The sequence below is a fragment of the Afipia sp. DC4300-2b1 genome (assembly GCF_049895725.1).
In the GTDB taxonomy this organism is placed as follows: Bacteria; Pseudomonadota; Alphaproteobacteria; order Rhizobiales; family Xanthobacteraceae; genus Afipia; species Afipia broomeae.
The window spans coordinates 395,018-413,022 of sequence record NZ_JAFCSX010000005.1; the positions used below are offsets into that span (position 1 = coordinate 395,018).

The following is an 18,005-nucleotide window of genomic DNA, read 5'->3' on the forward strand; positions in this document are numbered from 1 at the left end:
TGGGAACCGCCTGCGTCACATTTGCCGCCGTAACCATGGCATAGTAACAGCCAGCGATTCGCCCCCCGATCACGATATATCAAGATTTAAGAAGCATGGCTAAATCACTGAATAAAAAAGAAAAAACTGACTCTGACCTGTTTGCGGCTTCAGGCAGGAAGCCGGGCGCACCTGCGAAGGCTGCGGCCAAGCCGTCAGGTGCAGAGGCCGGATATACCGCGCGCGACATTGAGGTGCTGGAAGGCCTGGAGCCTGTTCGCCGCCGTCCCGGCATGTACATCGGCGGTACCGACGAGAAGGCGCTGCATCACCTGTTCGCGGAAGTCATCGACAACTCGATGGACGAAGCACTCGCCGGTCACGCAACTTTCATCGAGGTACATCTCGGCGCCGACGGCTATCTCACGGTCGTCGATAACGGACGCGGCATTCCGGTTGATCCGCACCCGAAATTTCCGAAGAAGTCCGCTCTCGAAATCATCATGTGCACGCTGCACGCCGGCGGCAAGTTCGACTCCAAGGTCTATGAGACGTCTGGCGGCCTGCACGGCGTCGGCGTGTCGGTGGTGAACGCCCTCTCCTCGCAACTCGTGGTCGAGGTCGCGCGCAACCAGAAGCTCTACAGGATGACGTTCGAGCGCGGAAAGCCGAAGGGCAAGCTCGAAGAACTGGGCAAGATCAACAACCGTCGCGGCACGACCATCCGCTTCAAGCCAGATACCGATATCTTTGGCACCAAGGCAGTCTTCAAGCCTCAGCGCCTGTTCAAGATGGCGCGCTCGAAGGCGTATCTGTTCGGCGGCGTCGAAATTCGCTGGCGCTGTGACAAGGAATTGCTCAAGGGCGTCGATGATGTTCCTGAGGAAGACACCTTCCATTTCCCTGGCGGCCTGAAGGACTATCTCGCGGCAGCGATCCACGCGGACACGCTGGTGCACCCTGATATTTTCTCCGGCAAGTCCGGCCGCAACGGCGCTCATGGCGCCTGCGAATGGGCCGTCGCCTGGACTGCCGATGCTGACGGATTTCTGTCGTCCTACACCAACACGGTTCCGACGCCCGACGGCGGCACGCATGAAGCGGGTTTTCGCAGCGCGCTGCTGCGCGGCCTCAAGGACTATGGCGAACGTATCGGTCAGGGGAAGAAGTCCTCATCCATCACATCCGAAGACGTGATGGTCGGTGCCGCCGCGATGCTGTCGGTGTTTGTCCGCGAGCCCGAATTTCAGGGCCAGACCAAGGACCGGCTGGCGACCGCCGAGGCCCAGAAGATCGTCGAACAGGCCATCAAGGACCCGTTCGATCACTGGCTGACGGGCAATCCGTTGCAGGCCAACAAGCTGCTGGAATTTGTGGTGGAGCGTGCCGACGAGCGGCTGCGCCGACGCGCCGAGAAGGAAACCTCGCGCAAGACCGCGGTGAAGAAGCTGCGGCTGCCCGGCAAGCTGGCGGATTGCACCAACAGCGCCACTGAGGGCTCCGAACTCTTCATCGTGGAAGGCGACTCCGCAGGCGGCAGCGCCAAGCAGGCGCGCGATCGCAAAACACAGGCGATCCTGCCGCTCCGCGGCAAGATCCTCAACGTCGCATCCGCGACCAAGGACAAGCTGACCTCGAACGCGCAGCTTGCGGACCTCATCCAGGCGATCGGAGCCGGGATCGGCGCGCAGTATCGCGAGGAGGATTTGCGTTACTCACGCATCATCATCATGACCGACGCGGACGTGGACGGCGCGCACATCGCCTCGCTGCTCATCACTTTCTTCTACCGGCAGATGCCGCGCCTGATCGACGAAGGTCATCTCTATCTCGCCGTGCCGCCGCTCTATCGCCTCACCCACGGATCCAAGACGGTGTACGCACGCGACGAAGCGCATCGCGATGAACTCCTGAAGAAGGAATTCCACGCCAACGCCAAGGTCGACATCGGACGCTTCAAAGGCCTCGGCGAAATGATGCCGGCGCAGTTGAAGGAAACCACGATGGACCCAACCAAGCGTACCATGTTGCGTGTCGTGCTGCTGCCGGACGATCGCGAAGGCACAGCCGATTCCGTCGAACGCCTGATGGGCACCAAGGCCGAAGCCCGCTTCGCCTTCATTTCCGACAAGGCCGAGTTCGCTAGCGAGGACATGCTGGACGTATAGCCCGCTCGTGAAACCAATCCCGGCAGGAGGCGTAGTGTCTATATGAAAACACTTCTCCTCACTGTTGGCACACTCGCGCTTTTGGTCGGACTGCTCTGGATCGGTCAGGGCACCGGTTATGTGAACTGGCCGCAGTCCAGCTTCATGATCAGCCAGATGCAATGGGCCTACTACGGCGCCGCACTGGGCATCGCTGGATTGCTGATGATTATCATCGCGCAACGCCGCTAGGCGGCGGCATCTCGATATGATCTGATCCCGCGAGCGGCGAAGACCGCAGCGGAGACAGCATGCAAAAATCCTCATTCGATCTCACCGGCAAGGTCGCCATCGTGACCGGCGGCAATGGTGGCATTGGCCTTGGCATGGCACGGGGTCTGGCCCGAGCAGGCGCCAGCGTCGTTATTGCCGGACGCAACCAGGCAAAATCCGAAAGCGCAGCCCGCGAGATCGAGACGCTTGGCGCAAAGGCGCTGGCAGTCGCTGTCGACGTGACTGACAAGAACGCGGTTGCTGGCATGGTCGAGGCCACGATGAAGGCATTCGGCCGGCTCGATATCCTCATCAACAATGCCGGGATCAATATCCGCAACCCTGCACACACGTTGAGTCTCGACGACTGGCACGCAGTCATCGACACCAATCTCACCAGCGCCTTTCTCTGCGCCCAGGCCGCCTACCCAGCGATGAAGAAGGCTGGCGGCGGGAAGGTCATCAATATCGGCTCGATGATGTCCATCTTCGGTGCGGGTTTCGCGCCGGCCTATGCCGCGAGCAAGGGCGGTATCGTGCAGTTCACCAAAGCAATCGCGTCGTCTTGGGCGGTCGACAATATCCAGGCCAATGCGATCCTTCCGGGTTGGATCGATACCGACCTGACCCGCAAGGCGCGTGAACAATTGCCGGCACTGAACGAGAATGTGCTGAATCGGACGCCCGCGAAGCGCTGGGGCACCATCGACGATCTCGCAGGCGCTGCCGTGTTTCTCGCGTCGCCCGCCTCCGATTTCGTCACCGGCACCGCGATCCCGGTCGACGGCGGATATTCCGCGCAGGGCTGATAGGGCCGCTCGACCGAATGCACATGCTCCGGGCGTTCCAGCGAGTATGTCATAGTCGCCTGCTACAAAAAGGCGGTTCATATGGCCCGATTCTGAACGCCAGAAACCCTTCAACTTATTGTCGTATTAAGCTTTTTCAGCCGTTTAACCCTTAAATTCATTGACTTTCGCGGGATCGAGCCTATGTTCCGCTGCAACGCGGTCAGAATCGAGACGCGATTTCCTGGCCAGCCGCTGTCGGCAAATATGTCCTCCCCGTGCCCTTAAAGCGTGCCGTTCCGGGGTGAGCGCGACAGAAATTTCCAGAGTCCGAACGGCGATTTCGACTCGAGGCTCAATGTCCTTTTCCAATCTCGGCCTTTCCGACAAGGTTCTCGCTGCTGTTGCGGCCACCGGTTATACAACCCCTACCCCCATCCAGGAAAAAGCGATCCCCCACGTTCTCGCCCGGCGCGACGTGCTCGGCATCGCCCAGACCGGCACCGGCAAGACTGCCGCTTTTGTGCTCCCGATGCTGACGCTGCTCGAAAAAGGCCGCGCCCGGGCTCGCATGCCGCGCACCCTCATCCTTGAACCGACCCGCGAACTCGCGGCGCAGGTGAAGGAAAATTTCGACAAGTACGGCGCCGGCCAGAAACTGAATGTCGCGCTGCTCATCGGCGGCGTCTCGTTCGGCGATCAGGACACCAAGCTGATGCGCGGCGTCGACGTGCTGATCGCCACACCCGGCCGCCTGCTGGATCACACCGAGCGCGGTGGCCTGCTTCTCACCGGCGTCGAACTGCTGGTGATCGACGAAGCCGACCGCATGCTCGACATGGGCTTCATTCCGGACATCGAACGTATCTGCAAGCTGGTCCCGTTCACCCGGCAGACCCTGTTCTTCACGGCGACCATGCCGCCGGAAATCCGGCGCATCACCGAGACTTTCCTTCACAATCCTGAGAAGGTCGAAGTCTCCAAACCCGCCTCCACCGCGATCACCGTGACTCAATCGCAGGTCGGCGTGGGCCGCGAACCGCACGAAAAGCGCGAAATGCTACGGCAGTTGCTGCGCGACGCCAAGGACCTCAAGAACGCGATCATCTTCTGTAACCGCAAGCGCGACGTCGCGGTGGTTTACAAATCCCTCCAGAAGCATGGCTTCAGCGTCGGCGCCCTGCACGGCGACATGGATCAGTCGGCTCGCACAGCCTCGCTCGACCAGTTCCGCAAGGGCGAACTTCCCTTGCTGGTGGCCTCCGATGTCGCCGCCCGCGGTCTTGATATTCCCGAAGTCAGCCACGTCATCAATTTCGACGTTCCCCATCATCCGGACGACTACGTTCACCGCATCGGCCGCACCGGCCGCGCCGGACGCCTCGGGACCGCGATTTCGATCGTCAGCCCGGCGGACCAGAAGTCCGTCACCGCGATCGAGAAATTGATCGGTCAGCCAATCGCTCGCGCCGAAGTAACCCCGGTTGTTGCAAGCACCGAAGCCTCGCCATCAACCGCCGGCGAACAGCAGGCCGAGCGTGCGCCGGAAGAGCGCAAGCCGCGCCGCGACTCGCAGCGGACCCGTGGCGGCCGCAACAAGTCCCGGAAGACGGAAGGTTCTGAGCGGAAGCCCCATGCCGCCGAAAAGCCGGCGTCGCAAGTCCCGTCGATCGGACGCGCGATGCCCGCAGCATCAGCCCGCGAACAGCATGCCGAACCGGCAGACCACTCGCATCTGCCCGCGTTTCTCCTGCGGCCGGTCCGCGCTCGCGGTTAACCCCCAACCAATTGACCCGTCTGCGGACTGGAACCGTTTACGGGTCATTCATTCTCGTCCCTTAACTTGCATCCGATACTTTTAGCCATTTCGTTAAAGGGCATGCAGAAGCTTGCCTTGAAGGGCACGGAACGTGATTGGCCTGCTGGAAGAATATGAACGCACCATGGCGTTCGCCGAAGTTGCTTTGGGCCAGATTCGATCCCTGCGCCAGAACGCCGTGCCTCGCAACTACGAAATCTGGTACATCTACGCGACCGGCTACAATTCCGCTCTCAACAAGATCATCAACGAGACACTCGCGCGCAACGGCAAGCTGACCGAAGCCGATCTCGAGCAGATCTACGAAACCTATCTTTCCCAGCACCGGACCTCGGAGCGCATCGACACGGTCGGAGCGCGGGTGATCAACGAAATCGACGACGTGATGAATCTCATCACCGACGCGCTGGGAATGACCTCTACATTCGGACGCAGCCTCGAAGGCGCCACCCAGAAATTGTCCGGCGCCAAGGATCGCGAGCAGGTCAAGGCCGTGGTCGAGGCGCTGGTGGCATCGACCCGGGAGATGCAGGAAACAAACAAGGCCCTGGAAGCGCGCCTTGCCACATCCAAGCAGCAGATCAGCAGCCTCCAGCACAGCCTCGAAGCCATACGCACCGAGAGCCTGACGGATCCACTTACCTCGCTCGGCAACCGCAAGTTCTTCGATCGCGCCCTCGAAGGCGCCGTGGCGCATGCGTCCGAGAGCGGAGAGCCGTTATCCCTGCTGATGCTGGATATCGATCATTTCAAATCGTTCAACGACAACTATGGCCATCTCACCGGCGACCAGGTGCTGCGCCTTGTCGCGATGTCGCTGAAGCAGACGATCAAGGGGCAAGACATCACGGCGCGGTATGGCGGCGAGGAGTTTGCCGTGGTGCTGCCGAACACTGCCTTGCGGCAGGCCCTGACGGTTGCCGACAACATCCGCCGCGCGGTGATGTCGAAGCAGCTCAAGAAGAAGTCGACAGGCGAGATCCTCGGCCGCGTCACCATCTCGGTCGGCGTGTCGATGCTTCAGCCCGGCGACGATCGCGAACGGCTGATCGAGCGTGCGGACGCCTGTCTCTATGCCGCCAAACGCAACGGCCGCAACCGCGTCATCTGCGAAGCCGATCCGGAATTCTCTCCGGCCGACCGCATTCAGGTCGCCTAGCGCTTTTTTCCGGACAACCGTTTCGGGCTCGTTTTCGGCCTGCCTTTTTCAGGGCGGCCTTCTTGACCGCGGGCGGTTTTGCTTTCTTGCCTGTTCCCGACTTGCGAGGCGCAGCCTTCGTCGGCGCGCTCCGCTGGCCTGAGCGTTTCTTCACGCCGGCCTTTTTAGCAGCAGCGCGCTTCGCGGCTCCGACAGCCTCGCGGGCCCAGACCGCCAGCTCCTCCGGATCGTCGTAGAGCCGCTCCGGCAGATGCCGGTAGGATTTCACAATGACCGTCTTGTTCCGGGTCTCATACTGGAATGGCTTTACGCCTTCGGCCTCGTAACGCGCTTCCGTCTGCTCATCGACCCTGAAGATGATTCCGGCGCGCAGCGCCATGGCGAAGTTCACATCGTCGGCGACGATGCCGTAACCGCTGAACATCCTGCGCAGGACGACGGGCCCGAACTCAGAGAAAAGATCGATGAGATAGTCGCGGTCCATCGCGTCTTCCGCAAAAGCTTGCCCCCGGGCTCGACCCAAGGGTGGTATCGGTTTTGCGACCAGACTACGCGAAAACTAAAAAGCCGGACGAATTAGCCGACTTTGGCCGGGGTCAACTGGACGGACTCGCCGCAGCCGCAGGCGCTGACCTGATTGGGATTGTTGAAGATGAACTGCGCCTGCATCTTGTCGGCCTTGTAGTCCATCTCAGTGCCGAGCAAAAACAGCACGGCCTTCGGATCGACAAGAACCTTCACGCCCTTGTCTTCCACGACCTCGTCGGTCGGACGGACCTCGTGGGCATATTCGACAGTGTAGGACTGGCCGGCGCAGCCGCCGTTCTTGATGCCGACACGAAGGCCGACGATCTCGGAGTCCGCACGCGCAGACAGTTCCTTGACGCGCGACGCAGCCGCTTCCGTCAGACGCATCACCTGCGGACGGGGGCGCACAGCGGGCTTGGAGGGCGCGGGAGCATTTGGCGTCATACCGGTCATTTGTTCATTCCTCGTGGCGGTTCAAGGCCACCCTGAAATGCAGATAAATACTGAAGCTAACTGAGTCGTCTCAACTCACCACATGTTGAGGACGAGGCGCGCCTCGTCGGACATCCGGTCAGGGGTCCAGGTCGGCTCCCAAACCACGTTGACGCTAACGGGACCCACACCAGCAACGCTGGCAACCGCGTTCTCAACCATGGTCGGCAGCTCGCCGGCGGCGGGACAGTTCGGCGTCGTCAGCGTCATCTGCACATCGACGGAGCGGTCGTCCTTGATATCGACCTTGTAAATCAGGCCGAGTTCGTAAATGTCCGCCGGGATTTCCGGATCGAAAACCGTCTTCAGCGCGGCAACGATATCCGTCCCGAGACGCTCGGTTTCCTCGGCAGGAAGCGCCGACTGGGTGTCGAATTTCAGGGCCGCTGGTTCAGCGGCCTGGATGGTGTCGTTCATGCGAATAGCTCCCGCGCCTTGATCAGCGCCTGTGCCAGCTGGTCGACTTCAGCCCGCGTATTATACATGCCGAATGAGGCACGGCACGTCGCCGTCACGTTGAATCGCTCCAGAAGTGGCATGACGCAATGGGTGCCTGCCCGCACCGCAATGCCGCCCCGGTCTATGACCGTCGCCACATCATGTGGGTGCGCGCCGGCCATTTCGAAAGAGATCACCGGACCCTTGCCCTTCGCCGTCCCAATGATCCGGATCGAGTTGATTTCCCGCAGCCGGTCGGTGGCATAGGTCAGGAGATCGTGCTCGTGGGCGGCAATACGTTCCTTGCCGATCGAATTGACGTAGTCGATGGCAGCGCCAAGCCCGATGGACTCGACAATGGCCGGGGTGCCCGCCTCGAACTTGTGCGGCGGATCGCCATAGGTCACCCAGTCCTTGGCGACCTCGCGGATCATCTCGCCGCCGCCATTGTAGGGGCGCATCGCGACCAGATGATCGTATTTCGCGTACAGCACGCCGATCCCGGTCGGACCGTAGAGCTTGTGGCCAGTGAAGACGTAGAAATCGCAGCCGATGTCTTGCACATCGATGTTCAGATGAACCGCGCCCTGACTGCCGTCCACCAGCACCGGAATGCCGCGCGCATGCGCGAGCTTCACGACGTCTTTGACCGGAACAACAGTACCGAGCGCATTCGACATCTGCGTGATCGCGACCAGCTTGGTCTTCGGCGTCAGCAGCTTCTCGAACTCGTCGATCAGGAAGTTGCCCTCGTCATCGACCGGCGCCCACTTGATGACCGCCCCGTACCGTTCGCGCAGGAAATGCCACGGCACGATGTTGGAGTGATGCTCCATGATCGAGAGCACGATTTCGTCGCCGGCCTTGATGTTCGGCTCGCCCCAGGACGACGCCACGAGATTGATCGCTTCGGTGGCATTGCGTGTGAAGATGATCTCTTCATTGCGCTTTGCGTTCAGGAACTGCGCAACCTTGGTGCGGCCGCCCTCATAGGCGTCGGTCGCAGCGTTGGCGAGATAGTGCAGACCGCGATGAACGTTGGCATATTCGGACTTGTAGGCTTCCGTCATGCGGTCAAGCACGGCATTCGGCTTCTGAGCCGATGCCGCGTTGTCGAGATAAACCAGCGGCTTGCCGTAAACCTTCAGCGCCAGCGCCGGAAAATCCTGGCGGACACGCTCGACATCATATGAGCCGTTGGCAACTGCCGGATGCATGATCAGCCTCGCGTCGCCAGCCATCGCTCGGCAGCGGCGACTGCAAAGTCGCGAAGGTTATCGTCGGCAATGGACTCGATAGCCTCCCCGACAAACGCAGCGATCAGAAGCGCCTGCGCTTCCCTCTCGGGCAAGCCGCGCGCGCGGAGATAGAACAGCAGGCTTTCATCAAGTGCACCGGTCGTGGCGCCGTGACCGCAGGTCACGTCATCCGCGAAGATTTCGAGTTCAGGCTTGTTGTCCGCTTCGGCCTCATCCGACAGGAGCAAGGCGCGCGTCATCATCTTGCCGTCGGTCTTCTGCGCACCGGGACGCACGATGATGCGGCCCTGGAACACCGAATGGGCGCGATCGTCGAGCACCGAGCGGAACACCTCGCGGCTGGAACAGTGCGGCACCGCGTGATCGACCACCAGCGTGGTGTCACCATGCCGGCGCGCGCCGAGCAGATTGACCCCGTTGGTGGTCAGTTCGCTGCCTTCGCCGGCGAACGTGATGAAGCCCTGATAGCGGCTGATATTGCCGCCGTTGGTCAGGTTGAACGTATTGAGTTTGGCTTTGGCGCCGATCGTGAAAATGCCGGTCGAGATGTTGGCGGCATCGAGCGCATCCTCCATCAGACGAACGTGCTGAAGTTCAGCCTCATCGCCGATCCAGATCACGACGGAATCGTGCGTCTGATACGACTTCGCGCCTTCCGCTGCTACGAAGCTCTCGACGAACGTGACGCGAGCACCCTTCCCGACCTTCAGCAGCGAGCGCGTGACAAGCGACGTGCCCGAGTCGGTGGCCACATGAACGATATGAATCGGTTTTGCGAGCGCAGCGCCTTCGACGACATCGATCACAACGCCATCCGTCGCGAGCGCGGCATTCAGCGAAATCATCGCATCCGACGCCACGCTGGTTTGCAGCAGATCGGAACGGACCTTGTTGCTGCCGTCTTCCAGAACTTCACGCAGCGTCCGCAGGTGGACACCCGCTTCCAGCGCCGTCACGTCCGACAACTGCGGCGCGAACACGCCATCCACCAGCACAAGCTTCTGGGTGCTGTCGATGCCGAGCGACTTTACCGCCTTGGCCGCACGCGCGAGATCAGCCTGATCCGGCGCCGGTGCCAGCGGCGCGATCTCGCGCAGCAGCGCGCGCAGATCGGTGTACTTCCATTCCTCGATGCGCCGGTGCGGAAGGCCGAGACGCGCAAAGTCGTCGAAGGCGTTTTGCCGAACCTCGGCAACCGGCCCCGATCCGGGCAAACGGCCCCGCGCTGCGGCGAACAGCTCGCCAAGCGCATGGTCCGTCGTGGGCTTAACCAATGCAACGTTCATGATTGGACCCGCTTACGCTGCCTTGTCTTCGAACTGGGCGTAACCGGACTTCTCCAGTTCCAGCGCCAGTTCCTTGCCGCCGCTCTTGACCACGCGGCCCTTCGACATGACGTGGACGAAATCCGGCACGATGTAGTTCAGCAGACGCTGATAGTGGGTGATAACGACCATCGCGCGGTCCTTTGAGCGCAGCGCGTTGACGCCGTCAGCGGCGACACGCAGTGCGTCGATGTCGAGACCGGAATCCATCTCGTCGAGGATGCACAGGCTTGGCTGGAACAGCGCCATCTGCAGCACCTCGTTGCGCTTCTTCTCACCGCCGGAGAAGCCAACGTTGACGCCGCGCTTGAGCATATCGATCGGAATGTTGAGCGACTTGGCGATCTCGCGAACCTTTTTGAGAAATTCAGGCGCCATCAGCTCCGTCTCGCCGCGCGCCTTGCGCTGCGCATTGAGAGCGGTATGCAGGAAATTCATTGTGGTGACGCCGGGAATTTCCACCGGATACTGGAACGCGAGGAACACGCCCTTGGCGGCGCGCTCGTCGGGATCCATCTCAAGCAGGTCTTCGCCCTTGAACAGGATTTCGCCAGCGGTCACGTCATAGCCCGGCTTGCCGGCGATGACATGGCTGAGCGTCGACTTGCCGGAGCCGTTCGGCCCCATGATGGCGTGAACTTCGCCTTGGTTCACGGTGAGGTCGAGACCGTGCAGGATCTCGTTATCTTCCACCTGAACCTTGAGGCCTTTGACTTCGAGTAACGCGGTCATCCAACACTTCCTTCCAGGGAGATCGAGATCAGCTTCTGCGCCTCGACCGCAAATTCCATCGGCAATTGCTGCAACACGTCCTTGACGAAGCCGTTGACGACCAGCGCCACCGCTTCTTCCTGGCTCAGTCCGCGCTGCACGCAATAGAACAGCATGTCTTCGGAAATCTTCGACGTCGTCGCCTCGTGCTCGAACAGCGCCGACGAGTTCTTCGCTTCGATATACGGCACGGTGTGCGCGCCGCACTTGTCGCCGATCAGCAGCGAATCGCAGGCGGTGAAGTTGCGCGCGCCCGTCGCCTTGCGATGTGCGGTGACGAGGCCGCGATAGGTGTTCTGCGACACGCCGGCGGCGATGCCCTTCGAGATGATGCGGCTGGTCGTGTTCTTGCCCAGATGGATCATCTTGGTGCCGGAATCGACCTGCTGGTAGCCGTTCGAAATCGCGATCGAATAGAACTCGCCGCGCGAGTTGTCGCCGCGCAGGATGCAGCTCGGATACTTCCAGGTGATCGCGGAGCCGGTTTCGACCTGCGTCCACGAAATCTTGGAGTTCTTGCCGCGGCAATCGCCACGCTTGGTGACGAAGTTGTAGATGCCGCCCTTGCCTTCCGAGTTCCCCGGATACCAGTTCTGCACCGTCGAGTATTTGATCTCGGCGTCGTCATGGGTGACGAGTTCGACCACGGCGGCGTGCAACTGGTTCTCGTCGCGCTGTGGCGCGGTGCAGCCTTCGAGATAGGAAACGTAAGCGCCCTTGTCGGCGATGATCAGCGTGCGCTCGAACTGGCCGGTATTGCGCTCGTTGATGCGGAAGTAGGTCGACAGCTCCATCGGGCATTTCACACCCGGCGGCACGTAGACGAACGACCCGTCGGAGAACACCGCCGAATTCAGCGTCGCGAAATAGTTATCTGAGGTCGGCACCACAGTGCCGAGATATTTCTTCACCAGATCGGGATGTTCGCGGATCGCTTCCGAGATCGGCATGAAGATCACGCCGGCGGCCTTCAGCTCAGCCTGGAAGGTCGTGGCAACAGAGACCGAGTCGAACACGGCATCGACCGCAACACGGCGCTCGCCTTCAGGGCGCACAACGCCGGCCAGCATCTCCTGCTCGCGCAGCGGAATACCCAGCTTTTCGTAGGTCTTCAGAATTTCCGGATCGACCTCGTCGAGCGAGGCCAGCGCCTTTTTCTTCGGCGCGGAATAGTAATAGAGATCCTGATAGTCGATCTTTGGATAATCGACGCGCGCCCAGGTCGGTTCTTCCATCGTCAGCCAGCGTCGGAACGCCTCCAGACGCCACTCGAGCATCCACTCAGGTTCGTTCTTCTTGGCGGAGATGAATCGGACGGTGTCTTCGGAAAGCCCTTTTGGAGCCTTCTCGGATTCAATGATGGTCTCGAATCCATAACGATATTGATCGACGTCGATCTGGCGAACCCGATCGACCGTCTCTTGTACGGCCGGCATTTCAATCCTCCGCTCGCGGTTTCAAGGACCGCGGTGGACCATTTAAGTTGTAGAAGGCTTGAGTACACGCATTGCGCGAACGTTAGAACCGTTCAAGCCCGATTGCATGAGCCTTACCTAATACACCTGAGAGCTTTCTCCAAGCCTTCAGACAGCGATCTATGTCCGCTTCCGTGCTGTCCCACCCCAGACTGAGACGAATGGCTCCCAGCAGAAGCGCTGGATCAGCCTTCATCGCCTGGAGGACATGGGATGGCTGAACCTTGCCGGAGGAACAGGCCGACCCCGATGATACCGCGATGCCCTCCAGATCGAATCCGATCACCGCTGTTTCAGCCTTGAGCCCGAGGGCCGAGACCAGCGTGGTGTTGGGAAGCCGTGGCGCGGTATCCGAAAAGATCACCGTGTCCCGATGGTCCCTGAGGCCACTTTCAAGGCGCGCCTGAAGGGCTTTCATGCGCGCCGCGTCAACGTCCATGGAACCGGCGGCGGCTCTGACGGCCGCTCCAAAGCCCGCTATTCCGGCGACATTCTCGGTTCCGGCCCGGCGGCCCTGCTCCTGTCCCCCGCCGCGCACCTGCGCGTGCAGCCCCTCCAGCCCATCCGCAGCGACAGCCGCCCCGACGCCCTTGGGACCGCCGATCTTGTGCGCAGAAACCGTGAGAATATCCGCGCCGAGCGCCTTGATATTGATTGGTATTTTGAGAAATGCCTGAACCGCATCGACATGCAGGATGCCCCCGGCTTCATGAACCAGCGCAGCCACCTCGGGAATGGGCTGGATCGCCCCGGTCTCGTTGTTCGCCCGCATGACCGAAACCAGAGCGGGAGGACCACTCGCCAGCGCCGCCGCGAGTCTCTCCAGATCGATCACGCCCGAAGGCAACACCGGCGCAATCTCTATGGCGCCCTGGGCGAATCGCCCACCCGCGAGCACCGACGGATGCTCGATGGCGGAGACAATCAGCCGCTGTGCCGGCCCTCGGCCGCCTCGGCGCAGTCCAGGCGTTAGGGCCAGCGCGTTCGCCTCCGTACCGCCGGATGTAAAGACAACACTCCGCGGATCCGCGCCGACGGCGGCAGCGACAGCTCCGCGCGCGTCCTCGATAAGCTTCCGGGCCGCACGACCCTCGCTGTGCACCGACGACGGATTGCCGCTGACGTCGAACGCAGCCGCCATCGCCGCACGGGCTTCCGGCCGCAGCGGCGTCGTTGCATTCCAGTCGAGATAGACGCGATCACGCATAACGTCTGACGATCCAGTCCGGTCCGAAGGGCGCTTTACCGCACAATCGCATGAAAATAATCAGCAATCCGGACCTCCTAGATAGTTCCTGCAGGCTCAATATGCTTGCTTTTTGCCCCTTGCCCCATGCTAGAACGCGGCAGCCGTTCATCGCGCGTACCGCGCGCCGTGACAACATTCGAGAGACATATCGTTTGCTTAAGGCCTGCCGGCCTGCACAACGACGCTTCAAAGGAACTTTGATGCCTGAGGTCATTTTCACCGGCCCCGCCGGCCGTCTTGAAGGCCGCTACCACCCGGCGAAGCAGAAAAACGCGCCGATTGCGATGGTGCTGCATCCGCATCCGCAGTTCCAGGGCAACATGAATCACCCGATCGTGTATCAGGTTTATTATGCGTTCGTGGCGCGCGGCTTTTCGGTGCTGCGTTTCAACTTCCGCGGCGTCGGCCGCAGCCAGGGACAATTCGATCACGGAACCGGCGAGCTGTCGGACGCTGCATCCGCCCTCGACTGGGCACAGACCATCAATCCTGAAGCCCGCGCCTGCTGGGTTGCCGGATTCTCGTTTGGCGCATGGATCGGCATGCAGCTTCTGATGCGCCGTCCTGAAGTCGAAGGCTTCATCTCGATCGCGCCGGAGCCCAACCGTTACGACTTCTCGTTCCTCGCGCCCTGCCCCTCGTCCGGCCTGATCGTTCATGGCGACAAGGACATCGTAGCGCCGGCGAAGGACGTCACGACACTGGTCGAGAAGCTGAAGACGCAAAAGGGAATCGTGATCGATCAGCAGGTCATTCCCGGCGCCAACCACTTCTTCGTCGACAAGATGGAGCCGCTGATGGAGTCGGTAACGTCATATCTCGACATGCGGCTCGCCAACGTCCGCTGACGACAACCACTGTCCAAAAACAGAAATGGCGCGGATGAGGGATCATTCCGCGCCATTCTTGTGACTGGACCTGCGCCTTTAGGCAGCAGCACGCTGGTCCAGTTGGGAAAGATACGACTTGTGCTTCTTCATGAAGGCGCGCAGCAGCGCGGAGTATTCCGGGCTCACGGCATCGCGCACTGATGGCCGCTCGCGCAGGCTCTTGCGCCAGCGCGCGATCTTCGGCTTGTCGGCGAGTATGCCAAAGTCACCGATCTCATCGATCGTATCGAAGTAGCGGAACACCGGCGCAAACACCGCATCGACCAGCGAGAAGGATTCGCCGTCAAACCACGGAGCTGCGACAAGCGTTGCCTCAAGGCGAGCGAACTTTTCGGTCGCCTGCTTCACCTTGACGTTGAAGGCAGCTTCATCGGTGACCGTTTCCAGCCCCCAGATGTCGCCCAGCACCGCCGAGCCGAACTCCATCCACGCGCGATGTTCGGCGCGGGTCAGCGGATCCTGAGGATGCAGCGGCCTGGGCTGGGTTTCCTCGAGATATTCGAGAATGACTGCAGATTCGAAGACAACCTTGTCGCCGACCTGAAGCACCGGCACCTTACCAAGCGGCGAAATCTTCAGAAACCACTCGGGCTTGTTGTCGAGATCGATATCGATCCGCTCGAACGGCACGCCTTTTTCGGTCAGAGAAATCACCGCGCGCTGAACATAGGGGCAGAGCTTGTGGCTGATGAGCTTGAGTTTCTCGGTCACGTCATTTTCCTCCACTCATGCGAGCATGGTGGCGGTCTGTCACTTTCAACATTCGATGTGGTCTGACGCATGTAGCGCCAAACGCCATCACGAATGATCTGAACTGCGAAAATGAGCTCGGCGACCAGCATCGCGATTCCTTCCATGCACATGCATTAAATTAAATGCGGATGCATGGACCTGTCAACATCCATGCAAATGCATTCAAGTCACGGTTTCGCGAGGATCCCGCCCGTGAGCGGCACGGTGACGCCGGTCGTTCCCGGAAATGTCAGCGGCAAACCTTTGAGGCTGCGAACGGCCATGTATGCGAAGGCCTGCGCCTCGATGGCATCCCCGGACCATCCGAGGTCGCTGCCACGCGTCACGGTGGCAGGCGCCAGGCGCTCGCCCAGAATCCGCATCAGGGTGGGATTGCTGGCACCGCCGCCCACAACGATCCAGTTTTCGGGAATCTGAGGGAGCCTCGGCGCGATCATCGCGATCGAGGCGGCTGTGAAAGCCGTCAGCGTCGCGGCGCCGTCCTCCGTGCTCATGCTGTCCACGGTCAACGTGGCAAAGTCGTTTCGGTCAAGCGACTTCGGTGGCGGCGCGGTGAAGAATGGACGGCGCAACGCCTTCGCGATCCACTCACCATCAGCGCGGCCCTTCGCCGCTGCTTGCCCGTCGCGATCCACCGCCTTACCGGTTCTGCGCAGCATGAAGTCATCAAGCAGCGCGTTGCCGGGACCCGTGTCGCAGGCAATCAGTGTCTCACCGTCGATATAGGTGATGTTGGCAACGCCGCCGATGTTCACGACCGCTGTCGGTCCTGAACGAGCCAGCATTCGCACCAGCGCGCTGTGATACACGGGCACCAATGGCGCGCCCTGTCCGCCGGCGGCAACGTCAGCAGCGCGAAGATCGAACACCACCGGCACGCCGAGTGACGCGGCCAGCGCACGACCGTCACCGATCTGCATGGTGAGCTTTTGCTCCGGGCGATGCAGGACCGTCTGTCCATGAAAGCCGACGACATCGACTGCGTCGCGAGACAAGGTGTTCGTCTGAAAAAAATTCTCGACGGCATCGGCGTGCGCACGCGTCACCAATCGCTCGGCGTCTGCCAGTACACCCGGCCGCGCGTCGCGCTGGGTAACGGATGCCGCATCGGCAAGCGCCCGCCTCAGGAGTTCCCGTTCATTGTCGGCGTAGGCGCGATAACCCGTCGGGCCGAATGCACCGATATGCTCACCGTCCGTTTCAATCAGCGCAACATCGACCCCGTCAAGGGACGTCCCGCTCATCAGCCCGATCGCCTTCAGCAAGGGTATCTCCCTCGGGCAGAAATGCCCTCATTTGCGCGCATTCCGATCCCAACCGCTTGGTTGAATCCGACGCCGGACCTGATACACCACAGGCCCAAATAAACGCTAAATATCTGAATCGTTAAAGAGTGCCGCCATGAGCGCCTACAAGTCCGATTTCCTCAACGTCCTTCAGAGCCGGGGCTTCATCCATCAGATCTCGGATGCTGCCGGGCTCGATGCACTTGCAGCCAAGGGCGATGTGACGGCCTACATCGGATACGACTGCACGGCATCGTCCCTGCACGTCGGGCACCTGCTTTCGATCATGATGCTGCATTGGCTTCAGCAAACCGGCAACAAGCCCATCGTTCTGATGGGCGGTGGCACCACCCGCGTGGGCGATCCCTCCGGCCGCGACGAGACGCGCAAACTTCTGACCTACGAGCAGATCGATGCCAACAAGGAGAGCATCAAGGGAACCTTCACCAAGCTGATCAAGTTCGGCGCGGGCAAAACCGATGCTGCGATGGCCGACAACGCAGAGTGGCTGACGGCGCTCAACTACATCGAGATGCTTCGTGACGTTGGACGGCACTTCTCGATCAATCGCATGCTGACCATGGACTCGGTGAAGATGCGGCTCGAGCGCGAGCAGGAGTTGTCGTTTATCGAATTCAACTACATGATCCTGCAATCCTACGATTTCGTCGAACTGTCGCGGCGCTACGGCTGCAACCTGCAGATGGGCGGCTCCGACCAGTGGGGCAACATCGTCAACGGCATCGACCTCGGCCGCCGCATGGGCACGCACCAGCTCTACGCGCTGACCTGTCCGCTGCTGACGACATCCTCTGGCGCCAAGATGGGCAAGACCGCCGCTGGTGCCGTGTGGCTCAATGGCGATCTGCTCAGCGACTACGACTACTGGCAGTTCTGGCGCAACACCGAGGACGGTGACGTCGAGCGCTTCCTGAAGCTGTTCACTCTCCTGCCGATGGACGAGATTGCAAAACTCGCCGCGCTGAAGGGCCAGGAGATCAACGAGGCGAAGAAAGTGCTCGCGACCGAGGCGACGGCGCTCATCCGCGGCCGCGAAGCGGCGGACGCGGCCTCGGAGACCGCGCGCAAGACGTTCGAGGAAGGCGCCATCGCGAGCGATCTGCCGACGCTCGAGATTTCCCGCACCGAACTGGACGCCAGCGCGCCGGTGCTCGGGTTGTTCGTCAAGGCAGGTCTTGTGGCCTCCAATGGCGAAGCGCGGCGTCAGATCAAAGGCGGCGGCCTGCGTGTCAATGACGTTGCGATTGCCGATGAGAAGATGGTCCTGACACCGAAGGATCTGACGCCGGAAGGCGTCATCAAGCTGTCGATGGGCCGCAAGAAGCACGTCCTGCTCAAGCCGGTATAAAATAT

The 18,005-nt window shown here is 61.0% G+C and carries 17 protein-coding genes; 7 read left to right on the top strand and 10 right to left on the bottom strand.

The window, feature by feature from the left end; all coding sequences use genetic code 11:
* Nucleotides 1-95: 95 nt before the first annotated feature.
* The 5 genes from parE (at nt 96) to ACP7AL_RS21505 (ending at nt 6,165) form a co-directional block, all read left to right on the top strand.
* On the top strand, nt 96-2,147 hold the full coding sequence (gene parE, locus ACP7AL_RS21485; protein ID WP_425994121.1) for a DNA topoisomerase IV subunit B: 2,052 nt from the start codon (nt 96-98) through the stop codon (nt 2,145-2,147).
* 42 nt (nt 2,148-2,189) lie between these two features.
* Entirely contained in the window at nt 2,190-2,378 is a 189-nt protein-coding gene (locus ACP7AL_RS21490; protein ID WP_425994123.1) for a hypothetical protein, read from the top strand.
* Between the two features lie 59 nt (nt 2,379-2,437).
* On the top strand, nt 2,438-3,208 hold the full coding sequence (locus ACP7AL_RS21495; RefSeq protein WP_425994125.1) for an SDR family NAD(P)-dependent oxidoreductase: 771 nt from the start codon (nt 2,438-2,440) through the stop codon (nt 3,206-3,208).
* A gap of 337 nt (nt 3,209-3,545) precedes the next feature.
* The gene (locus tag ACP7AL_RS21500; protein ID WP_425994127.1) at nt 3,546-4,964 is read left to right on the top strand and encodes a DEAD/DEAH box helicase; all 1,419 of its coding nucleotides are present in this window, start codon (nt 3,546-3,548) and stop codon (nt 4,962-4,964) included.
* Nucleotides 4,965-5,097: 133 nt separating this feature from the next.
* Complete coding sequence (locus ACP7AL_RS21505; protein WP_006020415.1) at nt 5,098-6,165, top strand: GGDEF domain-containing protein; 1,068 nt, start codon at nt 5,098-5,100, stop codon at nt 6,163-6,165.
* Here the strand turns inward: ACP7AL_RS21505 and ACP7AL_RS21510 are convergent.
* The 8 genes from ACP7AL_RS21510 to ACP7AL_RS21545 form a co-directional block, all read right to left on the bottom strand.
* Nucleotides 6,110-6,649: a TfoX/Sxy family protein gene (locus ACP7AL_RS21510; RefSeq protein WP_425994129.1), complete on the bottom strand. Its 540-nt coding sequence runs from the start codon at nt 6,647-6,649 to the stop codon at nt 6,110-6,112. The genes ACP7AL_RS21505 and ACP7AL_RS21510 overlap by 56 nt on opposite strands.
* Before the next feature lie 92 nt (nt 6,650-6,741).
* Nucleotides 6,742-7,146: a HesB/IscA family protein gene (locus tag ACP7AL_RS21515; RefSeq protein WP_024577578.1), complete on the bottom strand. Its 405-nt coding sequence runs from the start codon at nt 7,144-7,146 to the stop codon at nt 6,742-6,744.
* Nucleotides 7,147-7,221: 75 nt separating this feature from the next.
* On the bottom strand, nt 7,222-7,602 hold the full coding sequence (locus ACP7AL_RS21520) for an SUF system Fe-S cluster assembly protein (protein WP_425994132.1): 381 nt from the start codon (nt 7,600-7,602) through the stop codon (nt 7,222-7,224).
* Nucleotides 7,599-8,846 (bottom strand): cysteine desulfurase, encoded by a 1,248-nt coding sequence (locus ACP7AL_RS21525; RefSeq protein ID WP_425994467.1) that lies wholly within the window; start codon nt 8,844-8,846, stop codon nt 7,599-7,601. The genes ACP7AL_RS21520 and ACP7AL_RS21525 overlap by 4 nt, the downstream gene beginning before the upstream one ends.
* Complete coding sequence (gene sufD, locus ACP7AL_RS21530; protein WP_425994134.1) at nt 8,843-10,168, bottom strand: Fe-S cluster assembly protein SufD; 1,326 nt, start codon at nt 10,166-10,168, stop codon at nt 8,843-8,845. The genes ACP7AL_RS21525 and sufD overlap by 4 nt, the downstream gene beginning before the upstream one ends.
* A 12-nt stretch (nt 10,169-10,180) precedes the next feature.
* A complete protein-coding gene (gene sufC / locus ACP7AL_RS21535) occupies nt 10,181-10,939 on the bottom strand; it encodes a Fe-S cluster assembly ATPase SufC (protein ID WP_425994136.1) in 759 nt (252 codons plus the stop codon).
* On the bottom strand, nt 10,936-12,414 hold the full coding sequence (gene sufB / locus ACP7AL_RS21540; RefSeq protein ID WP_006020408.1) for a Fe-S cluster assembly protein SufB: 1,479 nt from the start codon (nt 12,412-12,414) through the stop codon (nt 10,936-10,938). Before sufB ends, sufC begins: the two co-directional genes overlap by 4 nt.
* A gap of 82 nt (nt 12,415-12,496) precedes the next feature.
* Nucleotides 12,497-13,660 (bottom strand): cysteine desulfurase family protein, encoded by a 1,164-nt coding sequence (locus ACP7AL_RS21545; protein WP_425994138.1) that lies wholly within the window; start codon nt 13,658-13,660, stop codon nt 12,497-12,499.
* Between the two features lie 242 nt (nt 13,661-13,902).
* On the opposite strand from ACP7AL_RS21545, the gene ACP7AL_RS21550 reads away from it, so the two are divergent.
* On the top strand, nt 13,903-14,550 hold the full coding sequence (locus ACP7AL_RS21550) for an alpha/beta hydrolase (protein ID WP_006020406.1): 648 nt from the start codon (nt 13,903-13,905) through the stop codon (nt 14,548-14,550).
* Nucleotides 14,551-14,628: 78 nt separating this feature from the next.
* Here the strand turns inward: ACP7AL_RS21550 and ACP7AL_RS21555 are convergent, their stop codons facing one another.
* Both ACP7AL_RS21555 and ACP7AL_RS21560 read right to left on the bottom strand, forming a co-directional pair.
* Nucleotides 14,629-15,303, bottom strand: a complete 675-nt coding sequence (locus ACP7AL_RS21555) for a glutathione S-transferase family protein (RefSeq protein WP_425994141.1) — start codon at nt 15,301-15,303, stop codon at nt 14,629-14,631.
* Nucleotides 15,304-15,512: 209 nt separating this feature from the next.
* A complete protein-coding gene (locus ACP7AL_RS21560) occupies nt 15,513-16,610 on the bottom strand; it encodes an anhydro-N-acetylmuramic acid kinase (RefSeq protein WP_425994143.1) in 1,098 nt (365 codons plus the stop codon).
* Nucleotides 16,611-16,746: 136 nt separating this feature from the next.
* Between ACP7AL_RS21560 and tyrS the strand changes: the two genes are divergently transcribed.
* A complete protein-coding gene (gene tyrS / locus ACP7AL_RS21565) occupies nt 16,747-18,000 on the top strand; it encodes a tyrosine--tRNA ligase (protein WP_425994145.1) in 1,254 nt (417 codons plus the stop codon).
* The last annotated feature ends 5 nt before the right edge of the window (nt 18,001-18,005 follow it).